Origin of the sequence: Streptomyces sp. NPDC057307 (genome assembly GCF_042667665.1) — a bacterium.
Classification (GTDB): domain Bacteria; phylum Actinomycetota; class Actinomycetes; order Streptomycetales; family Streptomycetaceae; genus Streptomyces.
Window position 1 is genome coordinate 1 of record NZ_JBHUZM010000120.1, and the last position, 23,665, is coordinate 23,665.

At 70.3% G+C, this 23,665-nt stretch carries 18 protein-coding genes and 2 pseudogenes; 13 read left to right on the forward strand and 7 right to left on the reverse strand.

Translation table 11 applies throughout. The features are described from left to right. Positions 1-73 precede the first annotated feature (73 nt). Positions 74-2,305 (reverse strand): catalase/peroxidase HPI, encoded by a 2,232-nt coding sequence (gene katG / locus ACFUN8_RS29415; RefSeq protein WP_383643978.1) that lies wholly within the window; start codon positions 2,303-2,305, stop codon positions 74-76. A 206-nt stretch (positions 2,306-2,511) separates the two neighbouring features. Here katG and ACFUN8_RS29420 point away from each other — a divergent pair, with 206 nt between their 5' ends. From ACFUN8_RS29420 to ACFUN8_RS29430, 3 genes are all read left to right on the forward strand, one after another. After that, positions 2,512-2,931: a Fur family transcriptional regulator gene (locus ACFUN8_RS29420; protein WP_383643981.1), complete on the forward strand. Its 420-nt coding sequence runs from the start codon at positions 2,512-2,514 to the stop codon at positions 2,929-2,931. A 139-nt stretch (positions 2,932-3,070) separates the two neighbouring features. Beyond that, a complete protein-coding gene (locus ACFUN8_RS29425; protein WP_383643984.1) occupies positions 3,071-3,439 on the forward strand; it encodes a hypothetical protein in 369 nt (122 codons plus the stop codon). Between the two features lie 206 nt (positions 3,440-3,645). After that, complete coding sequence (locus tag ACFUN8_RS29430; RefSeq protein WP_383643986.1) at positions 3,646-5,964, forward strand: esterase-like activity of phytase family protein; 2,319 nt, start codon at positions 3,646-3,648, stop codon at positions 5,962-5,964. Positions 5,965-6,046: 82 nt separating this feature from the next. Here ACFUN8_RS29430 and ACFUN8_RS29435 read toward each other — a convergent pair whose 3' ends face one another. Next, the gene (locus tag ACFUN8_RS29435) at positions 6,047-7,420 is read right to left on the reverse strand and encodes a tetratricopeptide repeat protein (RefSeq protein ID WP_383643989.1); all 1,374 of its coding nucleotides are present in this window, start codon (positions 7,418-7,420) and stop codon (positions 6,047-6,049) included. Then, entirely contained in the window at positions 7,417-8,937 is a 1,521-nt protein-coding gene (locus ACFUN8_RS29440) for a DUF4331 domain-containing protein (RefSeq protein WP_383643992.1), read from the reverse strand. The genes ACFUN8_RS29435 and ACFUN8_RS29440 overlap by 4 nt, the downstream gene beginning before the upstream one ends. A 306-nt stretch (positions 8,938-9,243) precedes the next feature. On the opposite strand from ACFUN8_RS29440, the gene ACFUN8_RS29445 reads away from it, so the two are divergent. From ACFUN8_RS29445 to ACFUN8_RS29465, 5 genes and pseudogenes are all read left to right on the forward strand, one after another. Then, positions 9,244-9,912, forward strand: coding sequence for a hypothetical protein (locus ACFUN8_RS29445; RefSeq protein WP_383643995.1), 669 nt, complete (start codon positions 9,244-9,246; stop codon positions 9,910-9,912). Positions 9,913-10,151: 239 nt separating this feature from the next. Continuing rightward, positions 10,152-11,153: an alpha/beta fold hydrolase gene (locus ACFUN8_RS29450; RefSeq protein ID WP_383643998.1), complete on the forward strand. Its 1,002-nt coding sequence runs from the start codon at positions 10,152-10,154 to the stop codon at positions 11,151-11,153. Positions 11,154-11,341: 188 nt separating this feature from the next. Continuing rightward, positions 11,342-12,316, forward strand: coding sequence for a hypothetical protein (locus ACFUN8_RS29455; RefSeq protein ID WP_383644001.1), 975 nt, complete (start codon positions 11,342-11,344; stop codon positions 12,314-12,316). Positions 12,317-12,494: 178 nt separating this feature from the next. After that, positions 12,495-13,685, forward strand: a complete 1,191-nt coding sequence (locus tag ACFUN8_RS29460; RefSeq protein ID WP_383644004.1) for an alpha/beta fold hydrolase — start codon at positions 12,495-12,497, stop codon at positions 13,683-13,685. 328 nt (positions 13,686-14,013) lie between these two features. Next, positions 14,014-14,274, forward strand: a pseudogene (locus ACFUN8_RS29465) (DUF317 domain-containing protein); the annotation flags it as partial. Between the two features lie 60 nt (positions 14,275-14,334). Here the strand turns inward: ACFUN8_RS29465 and ACFUN8_RS29470 are convergent. After that, positions 14,335-15,210 (reverse strand): universal stress protein, encoded by an 876-nt coding sequence (locus ACFUN8_RS29470; protein WP_383644007.1) that lies wholly within the window; start codon positions 15,208-15,210, stop codon positions 14,335-14,337. A 190-nt stretch (positions 15,211-15,400) separates the two neighbouring features. Here ACFUN8_RS29470 and ACFUN8_RS29475 point away from each other — a divergent pair, with 190 nt between their 5' ends. Both ACFUN8_RS29475 and ACFUN8_RS29480 read left to right on the forward strand, forming a co-directional pair. Next, a complete protein-coding gene (locus ACFUN8_RS29475; protein ID WP_383644010.1) occupies positions 15,401-16,231 on the forward strand; it encodes a universal stress protein in 831 nt (276 codons plus the stop codon). A gap of 218 nt (positions 16,232-16,449) precedes the next feature. After that, the gene (locus ACFUN8_RS29480; RefSeq protein WP_383644029.1) at positions 16,450-18,135 is read left to right on the forward strand and encodes a GAF domain-containing protein; all 1,686 of its coding nucleotides are present in this window, start codon (positions 16,450-16,452) and stop codon (positions 18,133-18,135) included. An 82-nt stretch (positions 18,136-18,217) separates the two neighbouring features. Here the strand turns inward: ACFUN8_RS29480 and ACFUN8_RS29485 are convergent, their stop codons facing one another. Continuing rightward, entirely contained in the window at positions 18,218-18,697 is a 480-nt protein-coding gene (locus tag ACFUN8_RS29485) for a pyridoxamine 5'-phosphate oxidase family protein (RefSeq protein ID WP_383644014.1), read from the reverse strand. A gap of 230 nt (positions 18,698-18,927) precedes the next feature. Here ACFUN8_RS29485 and ACFUN8_RS29490 point away from each other — a divergent pair, with 230 nt between their 5' ends. The 3 genes and pseudogenes from ACFUN8_RS29490 to ACFUN8_RS29500 all read left to right on the forward strand — a co-directional run. Beyond that, positions 18,928-19,653 carry a response regulator gene (locus ACFUN8_RS29490; RefSeq protein WP_383644017.1) on the forward strand — a complete coding sequence of 242 codons (726 nt, stop codon included), beginning with the start codon at positions 18,928-18,930 and terminating at the stop codon, positions 19,651-19,653. 217 nt (positions 19,654-19,870) lie between these two features. Continuing rightward, entirely contained in the window at positions 19,871-20,494 is a 624-nt protein-coding gene (locus tag ACFUN8_RS29495) for a hypothetical protein (RefSeq protein WP_383644020.1), read from the forward strand. Between the two features lie 362 nt (positions 20,495-20,856). Then, a pseudogene (locus ACFUN8_RS29500) lies at positions 20,857-21,485 on the forward strand (DUF317 domain-containing protein); the annotation flags it as partial. A gap of 180 nt (positions 21,486-21,665) precedes the next feature. On the opposite strand, the gene ACFUN8_RS29505 reads toward ACFUN8_RS29500, so the two are convergent. Then, on the reverse strand, positions 21,666-22,841 hold the full coding sequence (locus ACFUN8_RS29505; RefSeq protein WP_383644023.1) for an HTTM domain-containing protein: 1,176 nt from the start codon (positions 22,839-22,841) through the stop codon (positions 21,666-21,668). After that, on the reverse strand, positions 22,831-23,421 hold the full coding sequence (locus tag ACFUN8_RS29510) for a DUF5819 family protein (RefSeq protein WP_383644026.1): 591 nt from the start codon (positions 23,419-23,421) through the stop codon (positions 22,831-22,833). The genes ACFUN8_RS29505 and ACFUN8_RS29510 overlap by 11 nt, the downstream gene beginning before the upstream one ends. Positions 23,422-23,665 lie beyond the last annotated feature (244 nt).

Below are 23,665 nucleotides of genomic sequence, written 5' to 3' on the forward strand. Positions count from 1 at the left end.
CCGCGGGACGGCCTGGCTGTCGTGGTTGCCACGGCCCGTCATGGGCCGTCGGGGCCGTCGTGGCCCGTCGGGATCAGACGAGGTCGAACCGGTCCAGGTTCGCGACCTTCGTCCACGCCGCGACGAAGTCGTTCACGAACTTCTCCTTCGCGTCGTCGCTCGCGTAGACCTCCGCGACCGCGCGCAGCTCGGAGTTCGACCCGAAGACGAGGTCGGTGCGGCTGCCGGTCCACTTGACCTCGCCGGTGGCGGAGTCGCGGCCCTCGAACGTGTTCGCGTCCTCGGACGTCGCCTTCCACGTCGTACCCAGGTCGAGCAGGTTGACGAAGAAGTCGTTGGTCAGCGACCCGGGGGTCGCCGTGAGGACACCGAGCGACGACTCCTGGTAGTTCGCGCCCAGGACGCGCAGGCCACCCACGAGGACCGTCAGCTCGGGGGCGCTCAGGGTCAGCAGATTCGCCCGGTCGATCAGCAGGAACTCGGCGGGCAGCCGCTGGCCCTTGCCGAGGTAGTTGCGGAATCCGTCGGCGGCCGGCTCCAGAGCGGCGAACGACTCCACGTCCGTCTGCTCCTGCGTCGCGTCCGCGCGGCCCGGCGTGAAGGGGACCTCGATGTCGAAGCCGGCGGTCTTGGCGGCCTGTTCGACGGCCGCGGCTCCCGCGAGCACGATCAGGTCGGCGAGCGAGACCCGCTTTCCGCCGTTCGGGCCGGAGTTGAAGGTCTCCTGGATGCCTTCGAGGGTGCGGAGCACCGTCGCGAGGCGGTCGGGGTCGTTGGCCTCCCAGCCGCTCTGCGGTTCGAGGCGGATACGCGCGCCGTTGGCGCCGCCGCGCATGTCGCTGCCGCGGAAGGTCGAGGCGGACGCCCAGGCGGTGGACACCAGCTGGGACACCGACAGGCCCGAGGCGAGGATCTGCTCCTTGAGGGAGGCGATGTCCTCGGCGTCGACCAGCTCGTCCGTCACGGCGGGGAGCGGGTCCTGCCACACCAGCGTCTCGGCCGGGACCTCCGGGCCGAGGTAGCGCACGATCGGGCCCATGTCACGGTGCGTCAGCTTGAACCAGGCGCGCGCGAAGGCGTCCGCGAACTCCGCCGGGTTCGCGAGGAACCGCCGCGAGATCTGCTCGTACGCCGGGTCGACGCGCAGCGCGAGGTCGGTGGTGAGCATCGTCGGCGCGTGGCTCTTCGACGCGTCGTGGGCGTCGGGTACGGAGCCGGCGCCGCCGCCGTCCTTCGGCCGCCACTGGTTGGCGCCGGCGGGGCTGGTGAACAGCTCCCACTCGTAGCCGTACAGGATCTCCAGGAAGCTGTTGTCCCAGGTGATCGGGGTGTTCGTCCAGATGCCCTCAAGGCCGCTGGTGATGGTGTCGCCGCCCTTGCCGGTGCCGAAGCTGTTCTTCCAGCCGAAGCCCTGCTGCTCGATCGGGGCGGCCTCGGGGTCGTCGCCGACGTTGTCCGCCGGGCCCGCGCCGTGGGTCTTGCCGAAGGTGTGGCCGCCGGCGATGAGCGCGACCGTCTCCTCGTCGTTCATCGCCATCCGGCGGAAGGTCTCGCGGATGTCGCGGGCCGAGGCGAGCGGGTCGGGGCTGCCGTTCGGGCCTTCGGGGTTGACGTAGATGAGACCCATCTGGACCGCGCCGAGGGGGCTCTCCAGCTCCCGGTCACCGGTGTAGCGCTCGTCGCCGAGCCAGGTGGACTCGGGACCCCAGTAGACGTCCTCCTCCGGCTCCCAGACGTCCGGGCGACCGCCGGCGAAGCCGAAGGTGTCGAAGCCCATCGTCTCCAGGGCGACGTTGCCGGCGAGGATCATGAGGTCGGCCCACGACAGGCTCTGGCCGTACTTCTTCTTCACCGGCCACAGCAGCCGGCGCGCCTTGTCGAGGTTTCCGTTGTCCGGCCAGCTGTTGAGGGGGGCGAAGCGCTGCTGGCCGGCTCCGGCGCCGCCGCGGCCGTCGCTGATGCGGTACGTGCCGGCGCTGTGCCAGGCCATGCGGATGATGAAGGGGCCGTAGTGGCCGAAGTCGGCGGGCCACCAGTCCTGCGAGGTCGTCAGCACCTCCGCGATGTCCTGCTTCACGGTGGGCAGGTCGAGGGAGGTGAACGCCGCGGCGTAGTCGAAGTCCTCACCGAGGGGGTTGGCCACGGCGGGGTTCTTGGCGAGGATCTTGAGGTTCAGCCGTTCCGGCCACCACTCGCGGTTTCCGCCGCCCTGAGTCGGGTGCGGGGCCCGGCCGTGTGCGACGGGGCAGCCGCCTTCACCCTCCGACTTCGCGTCTACGACGATTGCATCATGGTTCTCAGACATGGGAATCCTTCCGGACCAGGCGGATTACGGTACTCAGTCGGTACGCGGGTGGTACGCGGGCGGTACTCAGGCGGCCGGAACCGATCCTACGATGGACAGAGTCCAAGTCAAGAAGCGAACTAAGAGTATATTCAGTGGGATTCAGCCAAAATCCGGACATCCATGGGCGAACCTCTGGTGTCCCGAACCTGAACAGGTGAACCGACATGAGTGACCTGCTGGAGCGACTGCGAGGGCGTGGCTGGCGGATGACCTCCCAGCGCCGGGTCGTCGCCCAGGTCCTCGACGGCGATCACGTACACCTCACGGCCGACGAGGTGCACACCCTCGCCACGCGGCTGCTGCCCGAGATCTCCCGGGCGACGGTCTACAACACCCTGGGCGAACTCGTCTCCATCGGCGAGGTCATGGAGGTCTCCGCCGAGGGCCGCGCCATGCGCTACGACCCCAACGCGCACCACCCGCACCAGCACTTGGTCTGTTCCGGCTGCGGCACCATCCGGGACGTCCACCCCACCGGCGATCCGCTGGCCGGTCTGCCGGCGGGGGAACGGTTCGGGTTCACGGTGTCCGAGGTCGAGGTCACGTATCGCGGGCTCTGCCCGTCCTGTGTGAAGAAAATCTGACACTGCACAATTTTTCTCCACCTCGCTAGCGTCAGCGGCACCCGGGAGCAGCAGGAGCACCTGGGGCGTGGGCGGTGGTCGCGGCACTGCCCCGTGCGCAGCGCCGTCTCGGCCCCCGTCACCCCTTGTGAGGAAAGCCATGTCGACCCCACTCCAGTCACTCCACTCGGCCGACTCGGCCGCCCGTACGGGCCGACGTGTGCCCCTGCCGGTGACCATCTCCGCCTGGGCGGTTCCCCTCATGGTGGTCGGCGGGTTCGCCCTGGTGTCGATCGTCCCGGTCACGATCGCGCTGGTCGGCGCTCTCCGCGGGGTCTCCGACCGGGCGGTCCGCCTGGCGGCGGCACTCGTCGCCGTCATGTTCGCGATCCCGCTCGTCGTATGGCTGACCCGGCCCGACGGCGCGGAGAGCCTGACCAAGGACATGCATCCCGGCTTCCTCGGCCTGATCGTCGCCGCGTCGGCCGGGCTCCTTTTCACCATCCACCGCCCCCGCGACGGCAGTTGAGCGCAGTCCGTGGCGGCCCACGCCGTCCGTCCGTAAAACCCGCGGGACTCGATCCCGGCGCCCCAGTGCTCACCAGCGGCTGTCCAACGGCTGTCCAACGGCGACTGTTCACCCGGACGCCGCTCCGTGCTCGCTCGCAGGTGGCACGATCCTGCCTGCCCCGCCCCCCTCCTGACTCCCCTGCCCTGTCGCCCAACGGAGAGACGATGCACCTCAAGAGAACCCACGCCGCGCTCGTGGCCGTAGCTGTCGCCGCCGGCGCGCTGGCCGGTACGGGCGCGGCGAGCGCGCACCAGGAGCCGCGGCGGCCGCTCGCCTTCGACCGCACCGCCACCTACCCGGTCTTCCAGAACCGGCCGGCCGGCGAGGACCCGGCCTCCCCGACCGTCGCCGAGATCTCGGCGACGAGCGAGGACGGCCGGACCCTCGTCCACACGGACGCGGCGGCCCGGCGGATCGGCTTCCTCGACATCGGCCGGCCCGACCGTCCGCGCGGGCTCGGCACGCTGTCGCTCGCCGAACTCGGCAACGTCGAGGACGAGCCGACCTCGATAGCCGTCGTCGGCAGGTACGTCCTGGTGGTGGTGAACACCAGCGCCGGCTACACCGACCCGTCCGGCCGGCTCGACGTCATCTCGCTGCGCGACCGCCGGCGGGTGGCGAGTTACGACCTCGGCGGCCAGCCCGACTCCATCGCGATCAGCAAGGACAAGCGGTACGCCGCCATCGCGATCGAGAACGAGCGCGACGAGGAGGCGACCCCGCCCGGAGGCGAGGCGGGCGACCTGCCCCAACTCCCGGCCGGCTTCGTGCAGATCGTCGACCTCAAGGGCGACGCGCCGACGCGCTGGCGTACCCGCGCCGTACCGCTCACGCAGCCGGACGGCAGGGCACTGCCCGCCCTGGCCGCCGCCGGGATCACCGAGCCGACCGACCCGGAGCCGGAGTACGTCTCCATCAACGGCCGCGACCAACTCGTGGTGACGCTGCAGGAGAACAACGGCGTCGTCCTGCTGGATCTCCCGACGGGCCGGATCACGAAAGCCTTCAGCGCCGGTACGGCGTCGGTCGACGGCATCGACACGGTCGAGGACGGCGTGATCGACCTGACCGGCTCGATCACCGACGTACCGCGCGAGCCCGACTCGGTCGGCTGGATCGACGACCGTTACCTGGCGACCGCCAACGAGGGCGACTGGCGCGGCGGCACCCGGGGCTGGTCCATCTTCGACAGCCGTACCGGCAAGGTCGTCTGGGACGCGGGCAACAGCTTCGAGTCGATCGCCGTTCGCCACGGACTGCACAACGAGGACCGCGCGGAGAAGAAGGGCACGGAGCCGGAGGGTCTGGCGGTCGCCGAGTACGACGGCGTGCGCTACGCCTTCGTCAGCTCGGAGCGGAGCAACTTCGTCGCCGTCTACGACCTGAGCCGGCCGACCGCCCCGGTCTTCCGCCAGGTCCTGGCCACCACCAACGGCCCCGAGGGACTGCTGCCGATCCCGTCACGCGACCTGCTCGCGGTCTCCAGCGAGGAGGACGACGCCTCGGTCAACGTACGGGCCTCGGTGAGCCTCTTCCGTCTGGGCAGGCACACTCCCGCGTTCCCGAGCATCGTCTCGGCCACGGACTCCACCGACTCCGGTGGCTCCGCCGCGCCGATCGGCTGGGGCGCGCTCGGCGCGCTCTCCGCCGTACCCGGCCGGTCGCACCAGCTCTACAGCGTCACCGACGCCGCGTACTCCACCACCAAGATCCTCACGGTCGACGTGGCGCGCCAACCGGCGCTCATCACCCGCTCGTTGACCGTCAAGGGCGCCGACGGCCGGCCGATCGGTTACGACGCGGAGGGCATCCACGCCCGTCCGCAGGGCGGCTTCTGGCTCGCGGTGGAGGGCACGACCGGCGCGGGCAACAAACTGGTCCGGCTCGACAGGACCGGCAAGACCCAGCAGGTCGTCCCCCTGCCGGCGGACGTCGCCGCGGGGCTCGCGGGACAGGGCTTCGAGGGGGTCACCGCGACCACCGACCGCACCGGTCACGAGGTGGTCTGGGCCACGCTGCAACGCGAGGTCAAGACCGACCCGGCCGGCACCGTCCGGCTCGGCCGGTACGACGTCGCGGCCGGCACCTGGAGCTGGTACGGCTACCGGATCGGCGCCACCACCACCCCGGGCGACTGGATCGGCCTCTCCGAGATCACCGTGGTCGGGGACAAGCTCGCCGTCATCGAACGGGACAAACTCAACGGCCCGTCCGCCAAGATCAAGCGGGTGTACACGGTCGACCTCCCCAAGTCCGCCGCCCCCGCGGGCCAGTTGCCGGTGCTCCCGAAGAAGCTCGCCCACGACGTGCTGCCCGACCTGCGCGCCACGAACGGCTGGACCCAGGAGAAGCTGGAGGGCCTGACGGTGGCCGGTGACGGTGAGGTCTACGCGGTGACGGACAACGACGGCCTGGACAACGCCACGGGAGAGACGGCGCTCCTGGACCTGGGCTCCACCAGGAAGGTCTTCGGCCGCGACTGATCCCGGCCCGGTTCTCGGCTTCAGGCCCCCTGCGGTGCGCACCGCAGGGGGCCGTCGCCGCCTGCCCGAGCCCGAGCCCGACTCACTTCCTGGTCAACTCCCGGGCCCGCGCGGCATGGTAGGGAGAGAAGTGCGGGTTCGTCTCCAGCGCCGCGCGCAGGTGGCGCCGGGCCCCGGGCAGGCCGAGGGCCTGTTCGATCGCACCCCGGTGGTAGCGGAACAGCGCGTTCTCCCAGCCGGTCGCCGCCGCCCGCCGCGCGTACTCCAGGGCCTCGCCGTCCCGCCCGTCCCGGTGCAGTGCCCAGGCCAGGGCGTCGGCCGTGATCACACTGCGGGTGCGTTTCCACTCCCCGCGCATCAGCTCCACCGCGACTGCCGGGTCGCCGTGGTCGGCGGCGAACAGCGCCAACTGCGGGTCGACGGGGCCGCCGTCCGCGCGCAGCAGCCGCACCTGGGCGGCCAGCGCGGCCGCCTCTCCGCCCGATCCGGACTCACCGGAACCGGCCCTGGAGGCCCTGGAGGCACTGGAGACGTCGGGCATCGAGGCTCGCAGCTCGACCGCTTCCAGCAGGAACTGCGGCAGCGGAGTCCGTGCAGTCAGCCGTTCGTACGTGTCGAGCGCCTTGTCCGGCTCACCCCGCGCCGCGAGCACCCTGGCCGCCCCCGCGACCGCGTACGGATACTCCGGCTCGGTGTCCAGGGCGTACCGGTAGTGCTTCGCCGCCCGGTCCGGCTCCCCGCGCGACCAGGCCAGGTCACCCAACCGCGTCTGCGCGAAGGCGCGTTCGCCGGTCGTGGACGCGCTGTCCACGGCCCGGTTCAGGGCGATGGCGGCATCGGCCGGCCTGCCGTTCGTCTCCAGGTCGTAGGCCGCCCTGCTGTACGACGCGGAGGCGGGCGCCAGATCGAGCAGGCGCTGCGCGGCGGCGCGCGCCGCCGGGTAGTGGCCGAGCTGGATCTCCGCGTCGGCCAGTACGGCGTAACCGTCGGGCCGGTCCGGTGCCATCCGGGTGGCGCGCAGACCGTGTTCGCGGCCCTGGGCGAACTGGTGCCGTGCGTTGGCCAGTTGCCCCCGGCCGACGTCGGCGGCGTAGTTGCCGGTCGTGTCCAGGGCCAGGGAGCGGCGCAGGGCGCGGTCGGCGGCCTCCAGCCGGGCCGCGTCCAGGGTGGTCCGGGCCTGTTCGATCTCGGCGCGGGCGAGCGCCGCCCAGCCCACCGGGTCCCGGGGGTAGGTCTCCGTACGCTTCCTGGCGGTGTCGAGCGCGCCTGCCGCGAGAGCGTCCCCGACAGGAGCACCCCCGACAGGAGCACTTCCGCCGGGAGCACCCCCGGCAGGCGCGGTAGCGGCCGGGGCGGTGGCCGTGGGGCTCCCGGTGGCGGGTCCCAGATACAGGAGTCCCGCCACACAGCCGGCCACGGCCACCGCTCCGCCCGCCGCGGTGATCAGACGCCTCACGGGCCCGCGTGCGGGAGGTTGAGGTAGGGGAACGTGGTCTGCGCGTCGGCAGGTTCGAGGCGTACGACAGGGTCGGGCAGCAGGTCGCGCGCGGACGGCCCCGCGGGCTCGCCCTCCAGCATCCTGATCAGCGGCCCGTCGATGTTGTCGTTGAGGCGCCGCCCGTTGGGGAAGCCCTGGAGGTCGCCGTCGAGCACGCCGTGCGCCTTGGGGGCCGCGGTCACCGGGGTGGTGAGGTTGAGCCGCAGCTGCTCGGCGAGCACGATCCGCGACGGATCGGCGTCGGCGTTCATGGTGTGGCTGTTGAGGTCGAAGCCGAACAACGACCCGTTGGACTTCCCGATGCCCTTCAGGAGCAGGGCCTGGATGTCGCGGCGCGGAGTCGCCGGAGCCTTGCGGCCCTGGGCTCGCTCGATGCGCTGCGGCGGTACGGGGTCGAGCGTCGCCGCCAGGAAGTCGGCGTCCAGGTGGTCGTCCTTCGGGGCGCGGGCCTGGAAACGGTCCTCCGGCCCGCCCGGCTTCGCGAGCCCGACGGTCGACCCGTGGACGGCGAAGGCGACGTGCGGGGTGCCGTTGCGGGAGACCTGCCGGTACGAGGGGGCCTGCGCGGCCAGGCTCCGGCCGAGGTCCGCACCCTCGCGCGAGACGGACGACCAGACGCCGACGACCGGATTGCGCCGCGCGTCACCGGCCAGCGCCACCTCGCTCTTGGGCACCTGGAGCACCAGGCTGTTCACGTTGAGGGCGGACAGCGGCTGGGCGTCGGGCAGCCAGCCGGGCACCGGCCCCGAGGTCCCGGCGACGAACAGGCCGAAGACCTGGGTGTCCGCCTTGAACGACTCCGCCGCCTGCGTGGCGACCGTACGGCCACCGCCCGGCAGGTCCCGGATCGCCTGGGTGCGCAGCTTGCCGTAGTTCGGCATCAGGGCGCGCCCCGTATGGGTGGGGGCGGCGACGGCGTCGCGCAGCAGTGTCGTGGCGGTGCCGTCGGCGGCGACCTTCTCCAGGGTGTACTTCTGCCGGACACCCAGCGACCGGTCGTCCAGGGAGTTCACGGGCAGCGGACCGACTTTCGGACCCGCCCCGAACGGGCGGCGGTCCTCGTTGCGGAACGTCCAGCGGTAGGTCGCGTCGGGCGCTCCGTCCCCGTCGGCGTCCGTATGGATCTCGTACCGAGCCCCCGTCGCGAACGGGTGGTCGACCAGCGCGTTGGCCGCCGTCCCCGGCAGTTGGAAGGGCCGTACGTTCGCGATGAGGGTGACCGTGCCGGTGTCCTCGGGGCTGGTGAAGGCGTAGACGTCGGTGATGTCCGTCGCGGTGTCCCGCAGTGAGGAGGGCGCGTCGATGTGGCCGCCCGCCTCGCCGACGCCGGTGAGCGGGCCCGCCACCGACGCGGCGGTCAGGGCGACGGTGGCCGCGGCGAGTGCTCCGAGCTTCCGGCGGGTGGGGCCGGGGCTTCGGCAGGGGAGTCCCGGCCGCCGGCCGGCGGGGCGGTCGGACGCAGGAGTGCTTGCCATTTCGGGCATGACGTTCTCCAGTGCTGTGTGTGGGGGAGTTCCACCAGAGTGAGGCGCTGTTGATCTTCGAATGGCCAATGCCGCTCCGCATCACCGCATCGTGCTGATTTCTTCCGTCCCCTGGGCTAACGAACGGTTAAAAACGCGCACTTCTATGCATCAATGGGCATACCTGGCTAAAAGATGCGCCTCCGTCGTCACGGTTGACCTCAGACGAACTCTGGTGTTGCGCAGCTTTGTTGGGTTCCGGCGTGTCCTGGATCCAGGACACGCTTCACGTCAGCAGCAGAGAAAGAGCTCATACGTATGCGCGCACTCCGTCGTCTCACCGTCCTGGCCGCAGTGGCCGCACTCACCGTGCCGCTCGGCATGACCGCCGCCGGGGCAGCCGCCCCGCAGCGGTCGTCGGCCGCCCCCGAGGTCGCCGTCGCCGAGCCCTTCCCGGGCGCCTACATCTCCCCGTGGGGAGACGCGCAGGTGGCCCTGGGGAACGAAGCGCTCGCGTGGATGCAGCGCGAGGGCATCACGCTCGAAGCCATCAGCCCGTTCCGCATGGACGCGGACCGTCGTGGCTTCTCCATGCCGATCGGATCGACGGCCGGTGACGGTCTCGACTCGAAGGGCCGGATCTTCTACCCCGGCGGGCTGCGCTTCCACCACCAGGCGTCCGGCAAGACCGTCACGCTGCAGTCCACCTTCATCCGCGTGATGCCGACCCCGGCCTACTCGGCGGGCGTGTCGGTCGACGGGAAGCGGCTCTCCGAGGAGGTCTCGATCGCCGAGTCCACCTACACCGAGGTGATGGCCGGGGCCCGCCCCAGCTTCACCGGCTTCCGCATCAAGCAGGCCCCCTTCTACCTGACGCAGGAGGCCGCCGACCTGTTCGCCTCGGTGACGGGCGGTGAGGCGCCGCGCGTCGGCAGCCTGTTCGGGACGCTCACGCCGAACTTCGACTACGTCCCCACCCGGGGCTAGAGGTTCCGCCAACAGCAGTAGCAGCCGCCGCCGTGTCGCGAGCCCTCCCGGGGTACGCGACCGGCGGCGGTCCCGCGCCGGCGCCGGCCGCCTGCGGGGGCTAACCCCCCGTACGCACGGGCATCAGCGGCACCACCAGCAGACATGGCAGCCGGATTCTGTGATCGGCCAGGTCACCGAAGGATGGGACTGACAGGCACAGCGCCTCCTCAGTCAGTCTCAGCCGCCGAAGGATGACCATGTCCCGCACTCCCCGCACTCCCCGCCCTCCTCGCACTTCCGACACTCCCGGCAGGCGCCGGTCCACCCACCGTGTTCTGCCGGCCCTCGCCCTGCTGACCCTGACCGTCGGCACCCTCACGGCCTGCGGCGACAACGACTCCGCCCCCGAGCACGCCGCGTCGGCGGCGGCCCCTGCCCCTGCCCCGGCCTCGGCCACAGCCTCGCCCTCGTCCGGAGCCGGTCCGGCAGGCGTGTCGAAGCTGCGCATGATCACCAACGACGGTCACCGGCTGGCCTTCCACGTCACACCGGGCACCGGCGACGACCGGACGATCGTCCTCGACTCGGGCGGCGGCGAGGACTCCTCCCAGTGGAAGGACCTCGTCCCCAAGCTCCACGCGGCCACCGGCGCCACCGTCATCACCTACGACCGGGCCGGCCTCGGCAAGAGCGACGTGGTGCCCGGCCCGTGGAAGGTCGAGAGTGCTGTCGACGACCTCAAGGCGGGGCTCGACGAGTTGGGCGTCACCGAGAACGTGACCCTGGTGTCCCACTCCCAGGCCGGCGAGATCGCGAACTACTTCGCCAAGGACTACCCACGGATGCTTTCCGGCGCGGTCCTGGTCGACGCCAACCTTCCCCCGTTCTTCACGGACGAGCAGATTCCGCGTCTCGTGGCCGTGAGTAAACCGCAGGTCGACGCCGCGATGAAGGACCCCGACAAGCCGGCGAACCGCCAACTCATCTCCACCGCGGAGGGCTTCGCCCCGGCGCACCAGGAATTCCACAAGGTCACCTGGCCGGACTCGGTACCGGCAACGGTCATAGTGTCGGAGAAAACCCCGCTCGACGGATCCCCCGAGGACGCCCAGCACTGGCGCGACGCCGCAGCCGCGTTCACCGAGGCCGGGCCCGACCGAACGCTCGTCACCGCCGAGGGCAGTTCACACGACGTACCGAAAGACCGTCCCGACCTCGTACTCAAGGAGATCGAATCCATGTCGGCCACAGAGCACTGATCCGTCGGCCGGGCGTCCGGGGACCCCTGATCGCCCTCCAATGCTCAGTGGCGCGGGGGTTAATTCCACGGGAAATGCATGGAAAGCTGAGTCAATCATCGAGTTACTCGATTGAATTAATGGTGAAACAGTGCCCAATTCCCTAGGGTCGTGGACACCGCCTAACCAAAGAATCCCGTGAGGCACTCATGACGAAGCTCGGCCAGCTCTACTCCCTTTTCGACAGCGTGGAGCTGCCGGAGAACCTGCCGTACACCCAGTGCAGCAAATGGGAGCTGAAGTTCCTGTACCTGGTGGGCCGGCACCACCTCACGGGCCAGGACCGCATCGTCGAACTGGGCTCGGGGGGCGGCGGATCGACGTACGCGCTCGCGCTCGGCCTGCACGAGAGCCCCCTGTTCAACGAGAAGACGGGACGCCTGCACTCGTACGACTTCTTCCGCGTCGGCAAGGGCACGTACGCCACGGAGAAGTTCTTCGACGCCGGCCACGTGCCCGCGGAGGACAACTCGTTCCTGGACGACTTCAAGAGGCGCCTGGATCCGTTCCTGCCGTTCATGGAGATCCACGCCGGTGACCTGTGGCAGACCTCGGACCCGAAGGACACCAGCCCGGTCGAGTTCCTGCACATCGACATAGCCAAGACCGACCGGGTCTTCCAGTGCGTGTCGGAGCGATTCCTCACGCGCATGCGGCCCGGGACCGTCGTACTCCACCAGGATTTCGCGGGTCCGCGCCTGCCGTGGCTGCACCACAGCACCGGCGCCCTGCTGCCGTACATCGAGATCGCGGGCCCGCCGATCCGCTCCACGCTCGCCTTCGAGGTGACGCGGCCGATCCCCGACGACGTCATGAAGCGCATCACCGAGGACGACTACACCGTCGACGAGAAGCTCGCGCTGATCTCCGACGTCCAGGACCGCGTCGACCGCGACCACACCGACGGCATCCCCTTCAAGTCCGTGCTGGAGATGGGCAAGGCTTTCGTCTGCCACTACGACGGCCAGCACAAGCGCGCCTGGTCGATCGCCAAGCGACTCCAGACGGACGAGTACCTGAGCCGGACCCGCGCCGATCACTTCGCACAACTGAGGAAGGCGTACGAGGCCGAGCCCAAGGTGACGACGATGGGAAGGCTCAAGAAGCTGGTGGGCAGGAAGTAGCCGCCGGGCACGGTTCTGTCGCGTCCGGGCGTGGTCGCTCTGGGATCACTTTGGTCCATAAGTGCGGCTTCGGCGTATCTGCGTCGTCGAGGGCCGTGCCTCGGGTAGTCAGTGGATCTCCTGATTCTCCGACCGAGGAGCCTTCGTGGTTTGTCGTCGTGTCCTGGGCGGGCGGGCTGTGGCAGCGTTCACCGCCGCGGCCTCCGCCGTGCTCACCTTCACCGTGCCGGCCGGCGATGCGGTCGCCGCCGGCCAACCGCTCCCGCAGCAGCGGCCGATGGCCCTGCCCGCCGCCAACGGCGACGTACTCAGCTCGGAGCCGGGCGTCTTCCACCTGGATCCGCTCAAGGCGTTCAAGGCCAAGGCGACGGCCCACCGGATCATGTACCGCACCACCGACCGCGTCGGGAAGGCCATCGCCGTCACCGGCACCGTACTGAACCCCACGACCTCCCCACACGCCCAGCGCCCGATCGTCGCCTTCGCCCCCGGCACCCAGGGCCTCGCGGACAAGTGCGCACCCTCCCGCCAACTGGCCGAAGGCACCGAGTACGAGGCACAGCCCATCAAGAAGCTCCTCGACAAGGGCTACGCCGTGGTCGTGACGGACTATCAGGGGCTGGGCACACCCGGGATCCACACCTACATGACCCGCGAGGCCCAGGGCCGCGCCGTCCTGGACTCCGTCCGCGCCGCCCAGCGCCTGGACGCCGTCGATCTCCCCGACGCCGGTCCGGTCGCGCTCTACGGCTACTCCCAGGGCGGCGGCGCGACGGCGTCCGCCGCCGAACTCGCCCCCACCTACGCGCCCGAACTAAAGATCAAGGGCGCCGTCGTCGGCGCTCCGCCGGCGGACATGAACAAGGTGGCCGACAGCATGGACGGCTCCGCCTACGGGGCGTTCTTCAACTACGCCCTCTCCGGCCTGGCCACCGCGTACGGCGTCGACATCGACCCGTACCTGACCGCCCACGGCAAACGCGTCACGAACGACCTGCGCGACAACCTGTGCACCACACAGGCCCTCGCCAAGTACCCCTTCCTCAACTCCCGCTTCCTGACCACGGACGGGCGCCCGCTCACCGAGCGCCTCAAGCGCGCCCCCTGGGACGCGATCGTGGCCGACCAGCAGCTCGGCAAGCGCAAGCCCGCCGTACCCGTCCTGCTCTCCCACAGCGCCCTGGACGACGTCATCCCCCAACAGGTCGGCAAGAACCTGGCCGCCGACTGGTGCCGCCGCGGCACCACCGTCAAGTTCACCGGCAACTACATCCCCGGCCACATCGCCGCGACGGAGGCCACCAGCACGGAGGGCCTCCCCTGGCTCGCGGACCGCTTCACCAACAAGCCCGCACCAAGCACCTGCTGACCCCGGCGACGCCCTTCCCGCCCGCGGGATGACCCTCAGGGTGCAGCCTGCGGTGTCGCGGGAGTGGCGGGGATGTCGGCCCTGGACAGGCCGACGTCCTCGTTGACGGTGCCGGAGTCCGGCGGAAGCTCAAGATCCGTCGTCTCACGTGACGCGGTCGCGATGACGCGGCGCGGTTGATGCGGCGCGGTTTCGAACTCTTCAGGGAGTGGGCCACCTGGCCTCAACCACGTACGTCGAAGGCCCGCCATCGCCAGCGACGGCGGGCCTTCGACTATTGCCCGGTGAGAGCAATGGCTGCGGGTACGAGATTCGAACTCGTGAGGGGTTGCCCCCAACACGCTTCATCCAGGACGGTGACCCGCACACCCTGACCCTCGCGCATGACGAGACGGGACCGGCCGGATGGCAGGCGTGGGCGGAACCCGCGCTCGGCGCACCGTACTTGTGGGCCGCGTCGTTCTCCGCCGGCGTGCCGCACGACCTCGTCGCCGCCTTCGCCGCATCCCTCAGCAGCACCGCACCGGTCCTACGCCACGTGCTGCCCGAAAGTACCCGCGACCGGCTCCTACGTGCCCCTGCTGTTTGAGGGAGTGCGCCAGTGGCGGCCGTTGTCCTGCGGGCTCAGGGCCGGTTTTGTTCTCGGGGGTCAGGTGCGCTGGGGGACCAGCGCCACCGGGCAGGGTGCGTGATGGAGTACCGCGTGGTTGACGCTGCCGAGTTGCATGGCGGGTGAGGTGTGCCGGCGGCGGGCGCCGATCACCACGAGGTCTGCTGAGGCCGCCGCTCCCAGCAGACCCTCGCGGGCCGCGCCGTTGAAGGCTTCCGGAATCACGCGCACCGACTCGTGTCGGCGGGAGGGCTCTTGCAGCGCCATGGTGAGCAGCTCTCGTGCCTGGCGGTCTCGGGTCTCTGTGAGCAGGTCCGGGGGGACCGGGATGTCGGGCAGTACGTAGGCCGGGGGTCTCCACGCGTGGACCGCGTGCAGTCGGGCGTCGCGCGCTTGGGCCTCGGCGAAGGCGAACTCCGCCGCGGCGGAGTCGCGTTCGGCGTCGTGGACGCCCAGTACCACCTGGTTGAAGGGGACTCGGTGATTGGGTCGCGTCCCCCGTACGACGATGACCGGACCTGCCGCGCGGGCGGCCAGTTGGAGGCCGACCGACCCGAGGAGGAGTCCGGCGAGGGTGCCGTGCCCTCTGCTGCCGACGACGACGGCGTAAGCCTCGTCGCTTTCGCGCAGGAGTGCGGGCACGGCGGCGTCGGGCAGCACGGTGCTGGAGACCTTCAGCTCCGGCTGACGGAGCCGGGCCCGCTCGGCGGCTCCGGTGACGACGGCTTCGGCCCAGGATCCGGTCCGCGACTCGCCTGTGCCGAGGGGAGACCGGGTGCTCTCGTGCGGCTCCCAGAGATGGGCGTGCACCACGCGCAGCGGCAGCATGTGACGTATCGCCTCGTCCGCGGCCCAGTCCACGGCCCGCAGACTCGACAGGGAGCCGTCGACGCCGACCACCAGGGGGAACTCCACCGTTCCCACCACCTTCCGTATCCAGTAAGGATGTTGTACTACGCACCGTGACACCGGCCGTCCGCCCCGGGGTAGGGCCGGTCGGTCCTTCGGACGGGGCCGGTCGACTCCTGCCAGACGCCTTTCCACGCACCAGAGTTGGGCGCGGGGTCCGGTCGAGGGCCCGGACGGTCGTGAGGGGAGAGCGCACATGCTTGAGAACCATGTGGTTGTGGGCGTCGACGGGTCGGTCGTCGCGACCCGCGCGCTGGACGCGGCGGCCGAGGAGTCGAGGCGCCGGTCGGTGCCTCTGGAGATCGTGTACGCCGTGCCCGACCCGGACATGGCCGGACCGGTCCTGACAACCTCGGCGGACCGGGTCGCCGCGCGCCGTCCGGAAGTTGCCGTCCGCCTTACGGCCGTAGTCGCCGGTCCTGCCGCTGCCCTGGTGGCCCGGGGCAGGGACGCGGCGCTCCTCGTCGTCGGCACGCGCGCCATGGGCGCTCCGGCCTCGCTGGTGTCGCGATCGGTGGCCCAGCGTGTCGCCGAACGGAGTCCCTGCCCCGTCCTCGTGGTCGGCGCCGGCCGTTTCGCCGGTCATGTCGAAGCGGGAGAGGTGCTGTTCGCCGTGGGAAGCGACGACGACATCGAAGCCGCCGGCTTCGCCTTCGAGGAGGCCGTACGGCGTGGTGCCCACCTGCGCTTCGTACACACCGCGCACTACCGGCCTTCCAGCGCCGCCGCGCCGTACTCCACGGCTCGTGCCACCGAAGCGGCGTGCCCGGCCGGCGAGGGACAGGGCCGTAACGGGATCGGGCCTGCGGCCATCCCCTTGGCCGACAGCGAAGTGGTCGGCGCCACGGCCGGCGCCGATGTGGTGGTCGTCGCCCGCCGTCAGTGCGGTGCCAAGGGCTCACACATGCGCACCCTGCACGCGCTGCTGCATCACGCGCGCTGCCCGGTCCTGCTGGTTCCCGTCGGCCCCACCCCGCCCGGCCACGGAGCCGGCCCCGGACGAACCGACGGCCCGTCCGGACGGTAGGCACCCGTCGTCAGGCGAAGACTCCCTGGTCACGGACGGTCGAGGGAAGTGTCCCGGGAGGCGGGCCTCCATGCCGGGAGCCGCATTCATGAAGCCGGGAGATGTCCTGCCCGACGCCGTACCCCCCCTGGGCTCACAGGGCCGCTAGTCTGCTTTCCGGTCCAGGCTGCGGAGGAACACCGGTGGGCGAGCAGGATCCGTTCTCTCAGATACCGAAGATGCGGCTCGACGAGCTCCTGGACGAGCTGCAGGTCCGTATCGATGCCGCCCGCGGTACCAGGGACCGGGTTCACAGTCTGCTGGAGGCGGTCGTCTCGGTGGGGCGTGAGCTGGACCTCGCCCAGGTTCTGCGGCGAATCGTGGAGGCTGCCGCGGTCCTCGTCGATGCCCGCTACGCGGCCCTTGGAGTGATCGGACCGGACGGCCGCAAGCTGTCGCAGTTCCTGACGGTCGGCCTCGCCGATGAGGCGATCGAGGCGATCGGCCCACTGCCCGCGGGGCACGGTCTGCTCGGTGAGCTGATCCGCAATCCGGAACCGCTGCGGCTCGGGGACTTGGCCGCGCACGGGGCGTCGTACGGTTTCCCCGCCCGGCACCCGCCGATGCGGACGTTCCTCGGAGTGCCGATCCGGGTGCGTGATCAGGTGTTCGGCAATCTGTACCTGACCGACAAGCGCGGCGGGCAGGACTTCGACACCGAGGACGAGGGAGTCATATCCACGCTGTCGGTGGCGGCGGGTGTGGCTATCGACAACGCCCGCCTGTACGAGGGTGTGAGGCGCCAGCAGCGGTGGCAGCGGGCGAACGCGGAAATCACCAACAGCCTGTTCTCCGGCAGTCCGCGAGCGGAGGTTCTCGGTCTCATCGCCGGCCGTGCCGGAGAACTCACGGGCGCCGAGCTCGCCGATGTCTGCGTTCCCGTGCCCGAAACCGACACCCTCGTCGTGGAGCTCGCGGCCGGAGGGAGAGCGGAAGAACGGCGCGCTCTGGTCATTCCGGTCGACGGCACGCTGCCCGGCGCCGCCCACCGCACGGGCGGCCCTGTCGCGACGGCCTGTCTGGCGGACGACGACCGCTTCGCCGACAAGACCGGCGATCACTCCGGGCTGGGGCCCGCCGTCGCCGTCCCTCTGGGCACCGCGGAGCACGGACTCGGAGTGCTGCTGCTGGTCCGGTCCGCGGGGGAGCCGGTCTTCACGGACAGCGAGATCGATCCGCTGCTTGTCTTCGCCGGCCAGGCCGCTGTCGCCCTGGAGTTGGCCGAGCGACGCCGCGACACCGAACTGCTGACGCTGCTGGAGGACCGCGACCGTATCGCACGCGATCTGCACGATCTGGCGATCCAGCGGCTGTTCGCCACGGGGATGACCTTGCAGAGCGCCGCTCGGCTGGTGGATCACCCCGGGGCCGCCGAAAGGCTCACCCGGGCCGTCGGCGACCTGGACGAGACGATCAAAATCATCCGCACCACGATCTTCGGCCTGCGCGTCAGGGGTGAGGAGAGCGGGCGCAGCCTCCGAGCGCGGGCCGCGCGCTCAGCCGGTGAAGCGGCGTCCGCGCTCGGGTTCCCGCCCCGCCTGAGCATGGAAGGGCTCCTGGACACCGACGTGCCGCCGACGGTCGCCGACCACGTGCACGCCGTGCTGGGCGAGCTGTTGAGCAACGCCGCACGCCACGCGCACGCCACTCGGGTGGAGGTCGGTCTCCAGGCCACCGCGGACGAGGTGATCCTCATCGTCACGGACAACGGGCGGGGCACCCCGAGCGACGGACGTCGCAGCGGTCTGCGGAATCTCTCCGAGCGGGCCCAGGGCGTGAGGGGAACTTTCACGATCGAGACTCCCGCCGGCGGCGGCAGCCGGTTCGTATGGCGCGCTCCCCTGCTCCAGCAGGAAAGCGCCTGACCACCGGCGGCGGGAACGCACCTCACCACCGGCGGCGGCCGGCCGGGAACGGGGCGGGACAGTTGTCCGACGGCAGTTCCTCTCAGCCGGCCGCAGGGTGGCCTGTTGCTGGGACGAGCCTGAACCCGGTGATCAGTTGGGGACGGATACGCAGCACATCGCTCATGGTCTGTGGCACCCACGGACGCAGAAGATCCCGGTAGCGGTCGACGTCGGCAGGATCGTCGACAAGGCGCGCGTACCCGGTGACGACGACGCTCCAGCCCACGTGCGACTCCGGGTCGATGGCATCCGCCTCGTACGCCACGACGGTTCCAGGAGGAGTGCTCGGAGCCGCCAGAGACGCGAGCGCGGAGCCGTCACCGAGCCGGATGATGATGTCGTCCCCGTCCAGCAGATGGTTGAGCGGACGAATCGCCGGCAGAGCGTGCTGGGTGAACACGAGGCGGCCGAGCGACACCGAGCGCAGCAGATCGAGTGCGTCCCGACGGTCCAGCGCCTCCATCAGCCGGGGCGCCTCTGTCTCCCGCGTCGGCGACGGCCGCGAGTCCCGCTCGCTCATCATGCCCAACCTTTGCTCTCGCCCTGCCCGATCGCGCGCTCACCTGTCAAAGAACCAGCGTCTCCTCGGCGTCGTACCGGTGCCAGGGCCGAACGGTCCACGCGTACGGCCCTTTCGCGACCGGGGGACGAGGCGAGACAGCCCGGCCGTGGCTTTCGGCGCCCGTTGAGACGAGGATGCACCGGGCAGGGCAACGAGGGACCGGGGGCAGGAATTGAGGGGGAACGGCAGTGACGGACGAAGAACGCGACACGGGTTCGACAACACCGGTGAGAGTCTTTCTGCTTGACGACCACGAAGTGGTGCGCCGAGGCGTACGCGATCTGCTGGACGCCGAACCTGATCTCACTGTCGTGGGAGAAGCGTCAACGGCCGAGCAGGCGCTGGTTCGTATACCCGCGCTGCGTCCGCGGGTGGCCGTACTCGACGTACGACTGGCGGACGGTGACGGGGTGGCGGTGTGCAGGGAACTGCGCTCACGCATGCCGGAACTGGCCTGTCTGATGCTCACCTCCTTCGACGACGAGGAGGCGCTGCTCGACGCGATCATGGCCGGCGCGTCGGGATACGTCCTGAAGCAGATCACCGGCACGGACCTGGTCACCGCGGTCCGTACCGTCGCCTCGGGGCAGTCCATGCTCGACCCCGGCACCACCTCGCGCGTGATGGCACGGCTGCGTGGCGGGGCCGAACCCGAACAGCGGACGCACGGGCTGCCGAACCTGACCGAGCGCGAGCAAGAAATCCTCGCGCTCGTGGGTGAGGGACTGACGAACCGCGAAATCGGCGAACGCCTCTACCTGGCCGAGAAGACGGTGAAGAACAACGTCTCGCGACTGCTGGCCAAACTGGGCGTCGAACGCCGAGTCCAGGCAGCGGTCCTCGCCACCCAGGCCAACGCCGCGCACGAGCAGCAGCACGGCGCAGCCCCGTCCGAGGGCCGCCCGCGCCGCTGACCCCCCGGACCCGGCGGCGGAAGACGCGACACGGAACGGCCTTCGACCGCGGTTGTCGGGCTGCCGCGATTCCAGAGGTCTCAACGGCCCTGACGGAGAGGGCCGTTCGGCCCTCGGACGAGGGCCTGTCGCCGCTGTGCGCCACCCTCGGCCGGCGGGATATTGAGTGTGGAAGCAGCAGCCACACCGTATCCACCGTCCCGAAGGGGTCAACACCATGGCAATTCACGAGGGTTCGCACCGGGCTCCGACCTCACAGCCGGGAACCACCCATCAGACCCCGACCACCCCGATCACCTCGGCCACCGTCCGAACCGGTGCGGGTGTCTTCCTCATGAGGAGTCTTGCCGTCGTGCGCCTGATCCTTGGCGGGGTGTTCCTCTGGGCGTTCGCGGACAAGGCGTTCGGCTGGGGATACGCGACCCCCGGCGGAGCGGCCTGGATCGACGGAGGCTCACCGACCAAGGGCTTCCTGAGCGGCGTCTCCGCAGGGCCGCTCGAATCCACCTTCCACTCCTTGGCCGGCCAGGGCTGGGTGGACTGGCTGTTCATGCTCGGCCTGCTCGCGATCGGCGTGACCCTGGTCGCCGGTTTCGCACTGCGTTTCGCCGCGGCGGCGGGCACATTGATGATGGGCCTGATGTGGCTCGCGGAATGGCCGCCCGCCAGACACCTGTCCGACGGCGCGCCCAGCATGTCCAGCAACCCGATCTTCGACTACCACGTCGTCTACGCCGTGGTCCTGATCGCCCTCGCCGCCGCCTACGCCGGCCGGACCTGGGGCCTGAGCACACTCTGGGAACGACTCCCGGTCGTCAACCGCAACCGCTGGTTCCACTGATCACCGCCGGTACGGGACACGGTGCGCCGTGTCCCGTACCGGCGTCGTGTCACGCGACGCGGCCGGGTCGGGGCGGAGACCGGTTCGGACGTGCGCCGGCGCCATTCGGCCTGGTCGGAGGAGCCTTATGGCGCGCGGCCGGAATGGTCCAGACAACAAAGAAGGCCCAAGTCGCTGACCACGGCCTTCGTCGTGGATCGGGTGCCCTTGGGGCCAAAGCTGCCAGACCACCGTGGCGCTGCAGCGTGCCTCGCACTTGAGATCCAGCTCGGCCGGCTGCGGGCGGGTATCCCGAGCCGAGCGGACCGAGTCGTCATCCCCGCGCTGCTCAGCCGGCGGCAGGTAGTTCCGCACCCCTAGCTTTGGAGGCGCCCCTGTCCCCCGAGTTCCCGATCGAACCACCCACTCGGTCCGGAGCTGAAGCGTTCTGGGTCGGGCCCCGGCCCCGGTATCTGGCCGGTGACGACGGACAGCTCTACGAGACGGTGGCTGACACGCTCACCAGGCTCGGCTGGACGAACCTGACGGTCGTCCGAGGACGGCAGGAGCCGGACGCGAGGCACCACAGGACCGGCAGGTCCTACTCAGCACCGTCCTGCACATCAGCCCCGACACCCTCCGCTGGGCCCAGTGGATCCTGGCGGACGAGCCGTTCCTCCTGGGCGAGCTGCCGATCGCCTGGCAGATCTCCGCCCGAACGGACACCGGCGGCCCCCTCGCCACGTGGTCCGCCTACTTCACCCCCGACGTCCCCGGCGAGGTCCTCGGCGGACTCGATGCCGACGACCAGCCCACCGCCACGTTGGCCGGCCCCGAGCTGGTCCTCGACGCGCTCACGGCGCACGGCAGGCTCCGGGACATCGACCATCCCCATGCCGGGGCGACAAACCCGATGTTCACCACCCACCTCAGCCTCGGTGAGGTGCCACCGCTCATTCAGGACGGCGACCCGCACACCCTGACCCTCGCGGCTGGCCAACAGTCCGCAGCTCCCTGAGATTCAGCGCGTGAAGCCCGGCCCCAGATGGGGCCGGGCAGTTGTGGAACATGTGGAGCCGCGCCTGTGAGCCCAAGCAGCTTCCGCTCGTCGTAGATCGACCCCGAGTACGGCTGGGGGTGTGGCGTTGGCGGATACGTCTGGTGAGTGTGCGGGTCGGGTTGCGTGCGTCGTTCAGGGGGCGCTGGTCGAGGACGATGGCGGCGTTGCGTCCGGAAGTTCCGTCGAGGGCGAGGCCGGTGGCGAGGACTGCGCCCGGAGACCACTCATCACGGACCGGTCGGCCCCGCTCTGCTGCGGCAGCAGGTTGGTGGTCGGGAGCCCCTCGGGCGCCTGGCTCGTGGGCTTTGTCAGCCCTGTGCGCCGGAGCCCGCTCTGTGCCACCTGCCTGCACAAGCGTCGCAGTGCGAGGTAGAAGCGGTCGGGGAGGAAGACCAGGTCGGCGACGATCATCGCGCCGGAGAAGAGCGGCAGCCCCATGAGTACCGCGATTCCGATGTGCATGCCCAACAGCATGGTCAGGACGGGGTACTTGAGCCGTCCGAACAGGACGAACGGGAACGCGACCTGGAGGAGCACCGTCGCGTAACCGGTGATCGCGAGCAGTACGGTCTGCTCGTCCGCGATCTGTGAGAGCGCGGGCCAGGGCCGGAACAGTTCGAGGTTCAGTACGTAGTGCAGGGCGGTGCCGCTGCCCCAGGTGCCACCCTGCACCTTGTACAGGCCGGCCGATCCGTAGAGGAAGCAGACCTGGACGGCGATGACGATCAGTCCGCAGTTGTGCAGCACCGTGACCAACACGGTCCGGGCGGCGCGGAGTTGACCGATCGGCGCCGCCGTACGGCCGACGTCCGCCGCCGCGTGCCGGGCCGCTCTGCGCGCGTCCAGGGACCAGCGCCGGCCGCAGGCGGTGAGGACGAGGTAGAAGGCCATCAGCAGGATGAGGTTGTCGCCGCCGTCGGTCATGAAGATGGACCGCGAGTGGAACGAGGCCACGACGACGGCGAAGAGGAGGGAGACGGCGCGGGTCCGCCAGCCGAGCGCGAACAGCGCGGAGGTGACGACGGCCAGTGCGTAGCAGAGCTCGAAGTAGCTCCGGCTGTCGGAGAGGGCGAGGATGCTGGCCCAGCCGGTCTGGTCGTAGAGCTGTGCCGCGAGCTCCGGTGTCCAGGGCGAACCGGGTCCCCAGATCTCGTCGCGATGGGGGAACTCCCGCAGCAGGAAGCCCAGATAGAGCAGGCCGTAGCCGATCCGCAGCCCTGCGGTGGCGTACAGCGAGATCGGCCGCTCGGTCAGGAGGGCGTACAGCCGTCTTGTCCGGTCGCGTGCGGAGAGCTGTTCAGTTGCCATCGGGGGTCACCTTCCACCAGGGCAGGAGCCGGGTCTCGGGGGATTTCGGTGTCCCCTGGGCCGTCCGCGTACCGTCCGTGCTCTGGGCGGCGATGGGCGTGGTGACGACTTGGAGCTGGATGAACGCGGCGTCTTCGCCGAGGCGGTCGGTCGTCCGGGCCACCGCGATGTTGCGCAGATACTTCTGCATCATCACGGCGCGGGCCGACCGCGACTCGTCGCTGCCGCCGTGCAGTTCGAGGTACGACGTCCAGGCCCGGCGCAGCTCGTTCTGCGCGGTGTGGCTGGGAAACGGGCTGTGCTCGACCGCCGCGTTGTCCACAGCAGTCAGGTCGAACCACTCGCTCACCCGCACCGTGCCGTCGGCCGCGGTGCGCGCCGTGCGCGCGGAGATCTGCCGGTTGACGGAGTCCGGGTCAGGCGCGAAGAGCCGCCAGTTCTGCTCGAAGAGCGGATAGACCCAGGCGTTGATCTGCCGGCTGTAGCGCTGCGAGACGGCGTTGGAAGGCGCGATGTGCAGGAACACGAGCGCCGCGTGGGTCAGCACGGTCGCCAGACAAAGGAATACGACGGTACGCACCCCCGCCCTCAGTACGCGGGAAGTGGCCGGTACTCCGGCGGGGCCGGATTTCCGCACCTCCGCCGAGTCCGGTCTCCGAGCCGTGTCGGCAGTTCTCACGACGTCAACCGCCTCAATTGACGCCACCGAATCAATTCCGCCCGGCACCGGCACCCACCCTGTCTTTTTCATATCAGCTACTCACGCCCGGAGTTTTCGCGGGGTTTCCTGGGGACGCCGCGCGGTGGAATCGATGAGATTCCAC

Bases quoted from the DNA above. Each gene is read 5' to 3' on its own strand.
- ACFUN8_RS29455 (WP_383644001.1), top strand. From the start codon at position 11,342: ATGACGAAGCTCGGCCAGCTCTACTCCCTTTTCGACAGCGTGGAGCTG.
- ACFUN8_RS29475 (WP_383644010.1), top strand. From the start codon at position 15,401: ATGCTTGAGAACCATGTGGTTGTGGGCGTCGACGGGTCGGTCGTCGCG.
- ACFUN8_RS29420 (WP_383643981.1), top strand. From the start codon at position 2,512: ATGAGTGACCTGCTGGAGCGACTGCGAGGGCGTGGCTGGCGGATGACC.
- ACFUN8_RS29445 (WP_383643995.1), top strand. From the start codon at position 9,244: ATGCGCGCACTCCGTCGTCTCACCGTCCTGGCCGCAGTGGCCGCACTC.
- ACFUN8_RS29430 (WP_383643986.1), top strand. From the start codon at position 3,646: ATGCACCTCAAGAGAACCCACGCCGCGCTCGTGGCCGTAGCTGTCGCC.
- ACFUN8_RS29495 (WP_383644020.1), top strand. From the start codon at position 19,871: ATGGCAATTCACGAGGGTTCGCACCGGGCTCCGACCTCACAGCCGGGA.
- ACFUN8_RS29505 (WP_383644023.1), bottom strand. From the start codon at position 22,841: ATGGCAACTGAACAGCTCTCCGCACGCGACCGGACAAGACGGCTGTAC.
- ACFUN8_RS29450 (WP_383643998.1), top strand. From the start codon at position 10,152: ATGTCCCGCACTCCCCGCACTCCCCGCCCTCCTCGCACTTCCGACACT.
- katG (WP_383643978.1), bottom strand. From the start codon at position 2,305: ATGTCTGAGAACCATGATGCAATCGTCGTAGACGCGAAGTCGGAGGGT.
- ACFUN8_RS29485 (WP_383644014.1), bottom strand. From the start codon at position 18,697: ATGAGCGAGCGGGACTCGCGGCCGTCGCCGACGCGGGAGACAGAGGCG.
- ACFUN8_RS29440 (WP_383643992.1), bottom strand. From the start codon at position 8,937: ATGGCAAGCACTCCTGCGTCCGACCGCCCCGCCGGCCGGCGGCCGGGA.
- ACFUN8_RS29480 (WP_383644029.1), top strand. From the start codon at position 16,450: ATGCGGCTCGACGAGCTCCTGGACGAGCTGCAGGTCCGTATCGATGCC.
- ACFUN8_RS29425 (WP_383643984.1), top strand. From the start codon at position 3,071: ATGTCGACCCCACTCCAGTCACTCCACTCGGCCGACTCGGCCGCCCGT.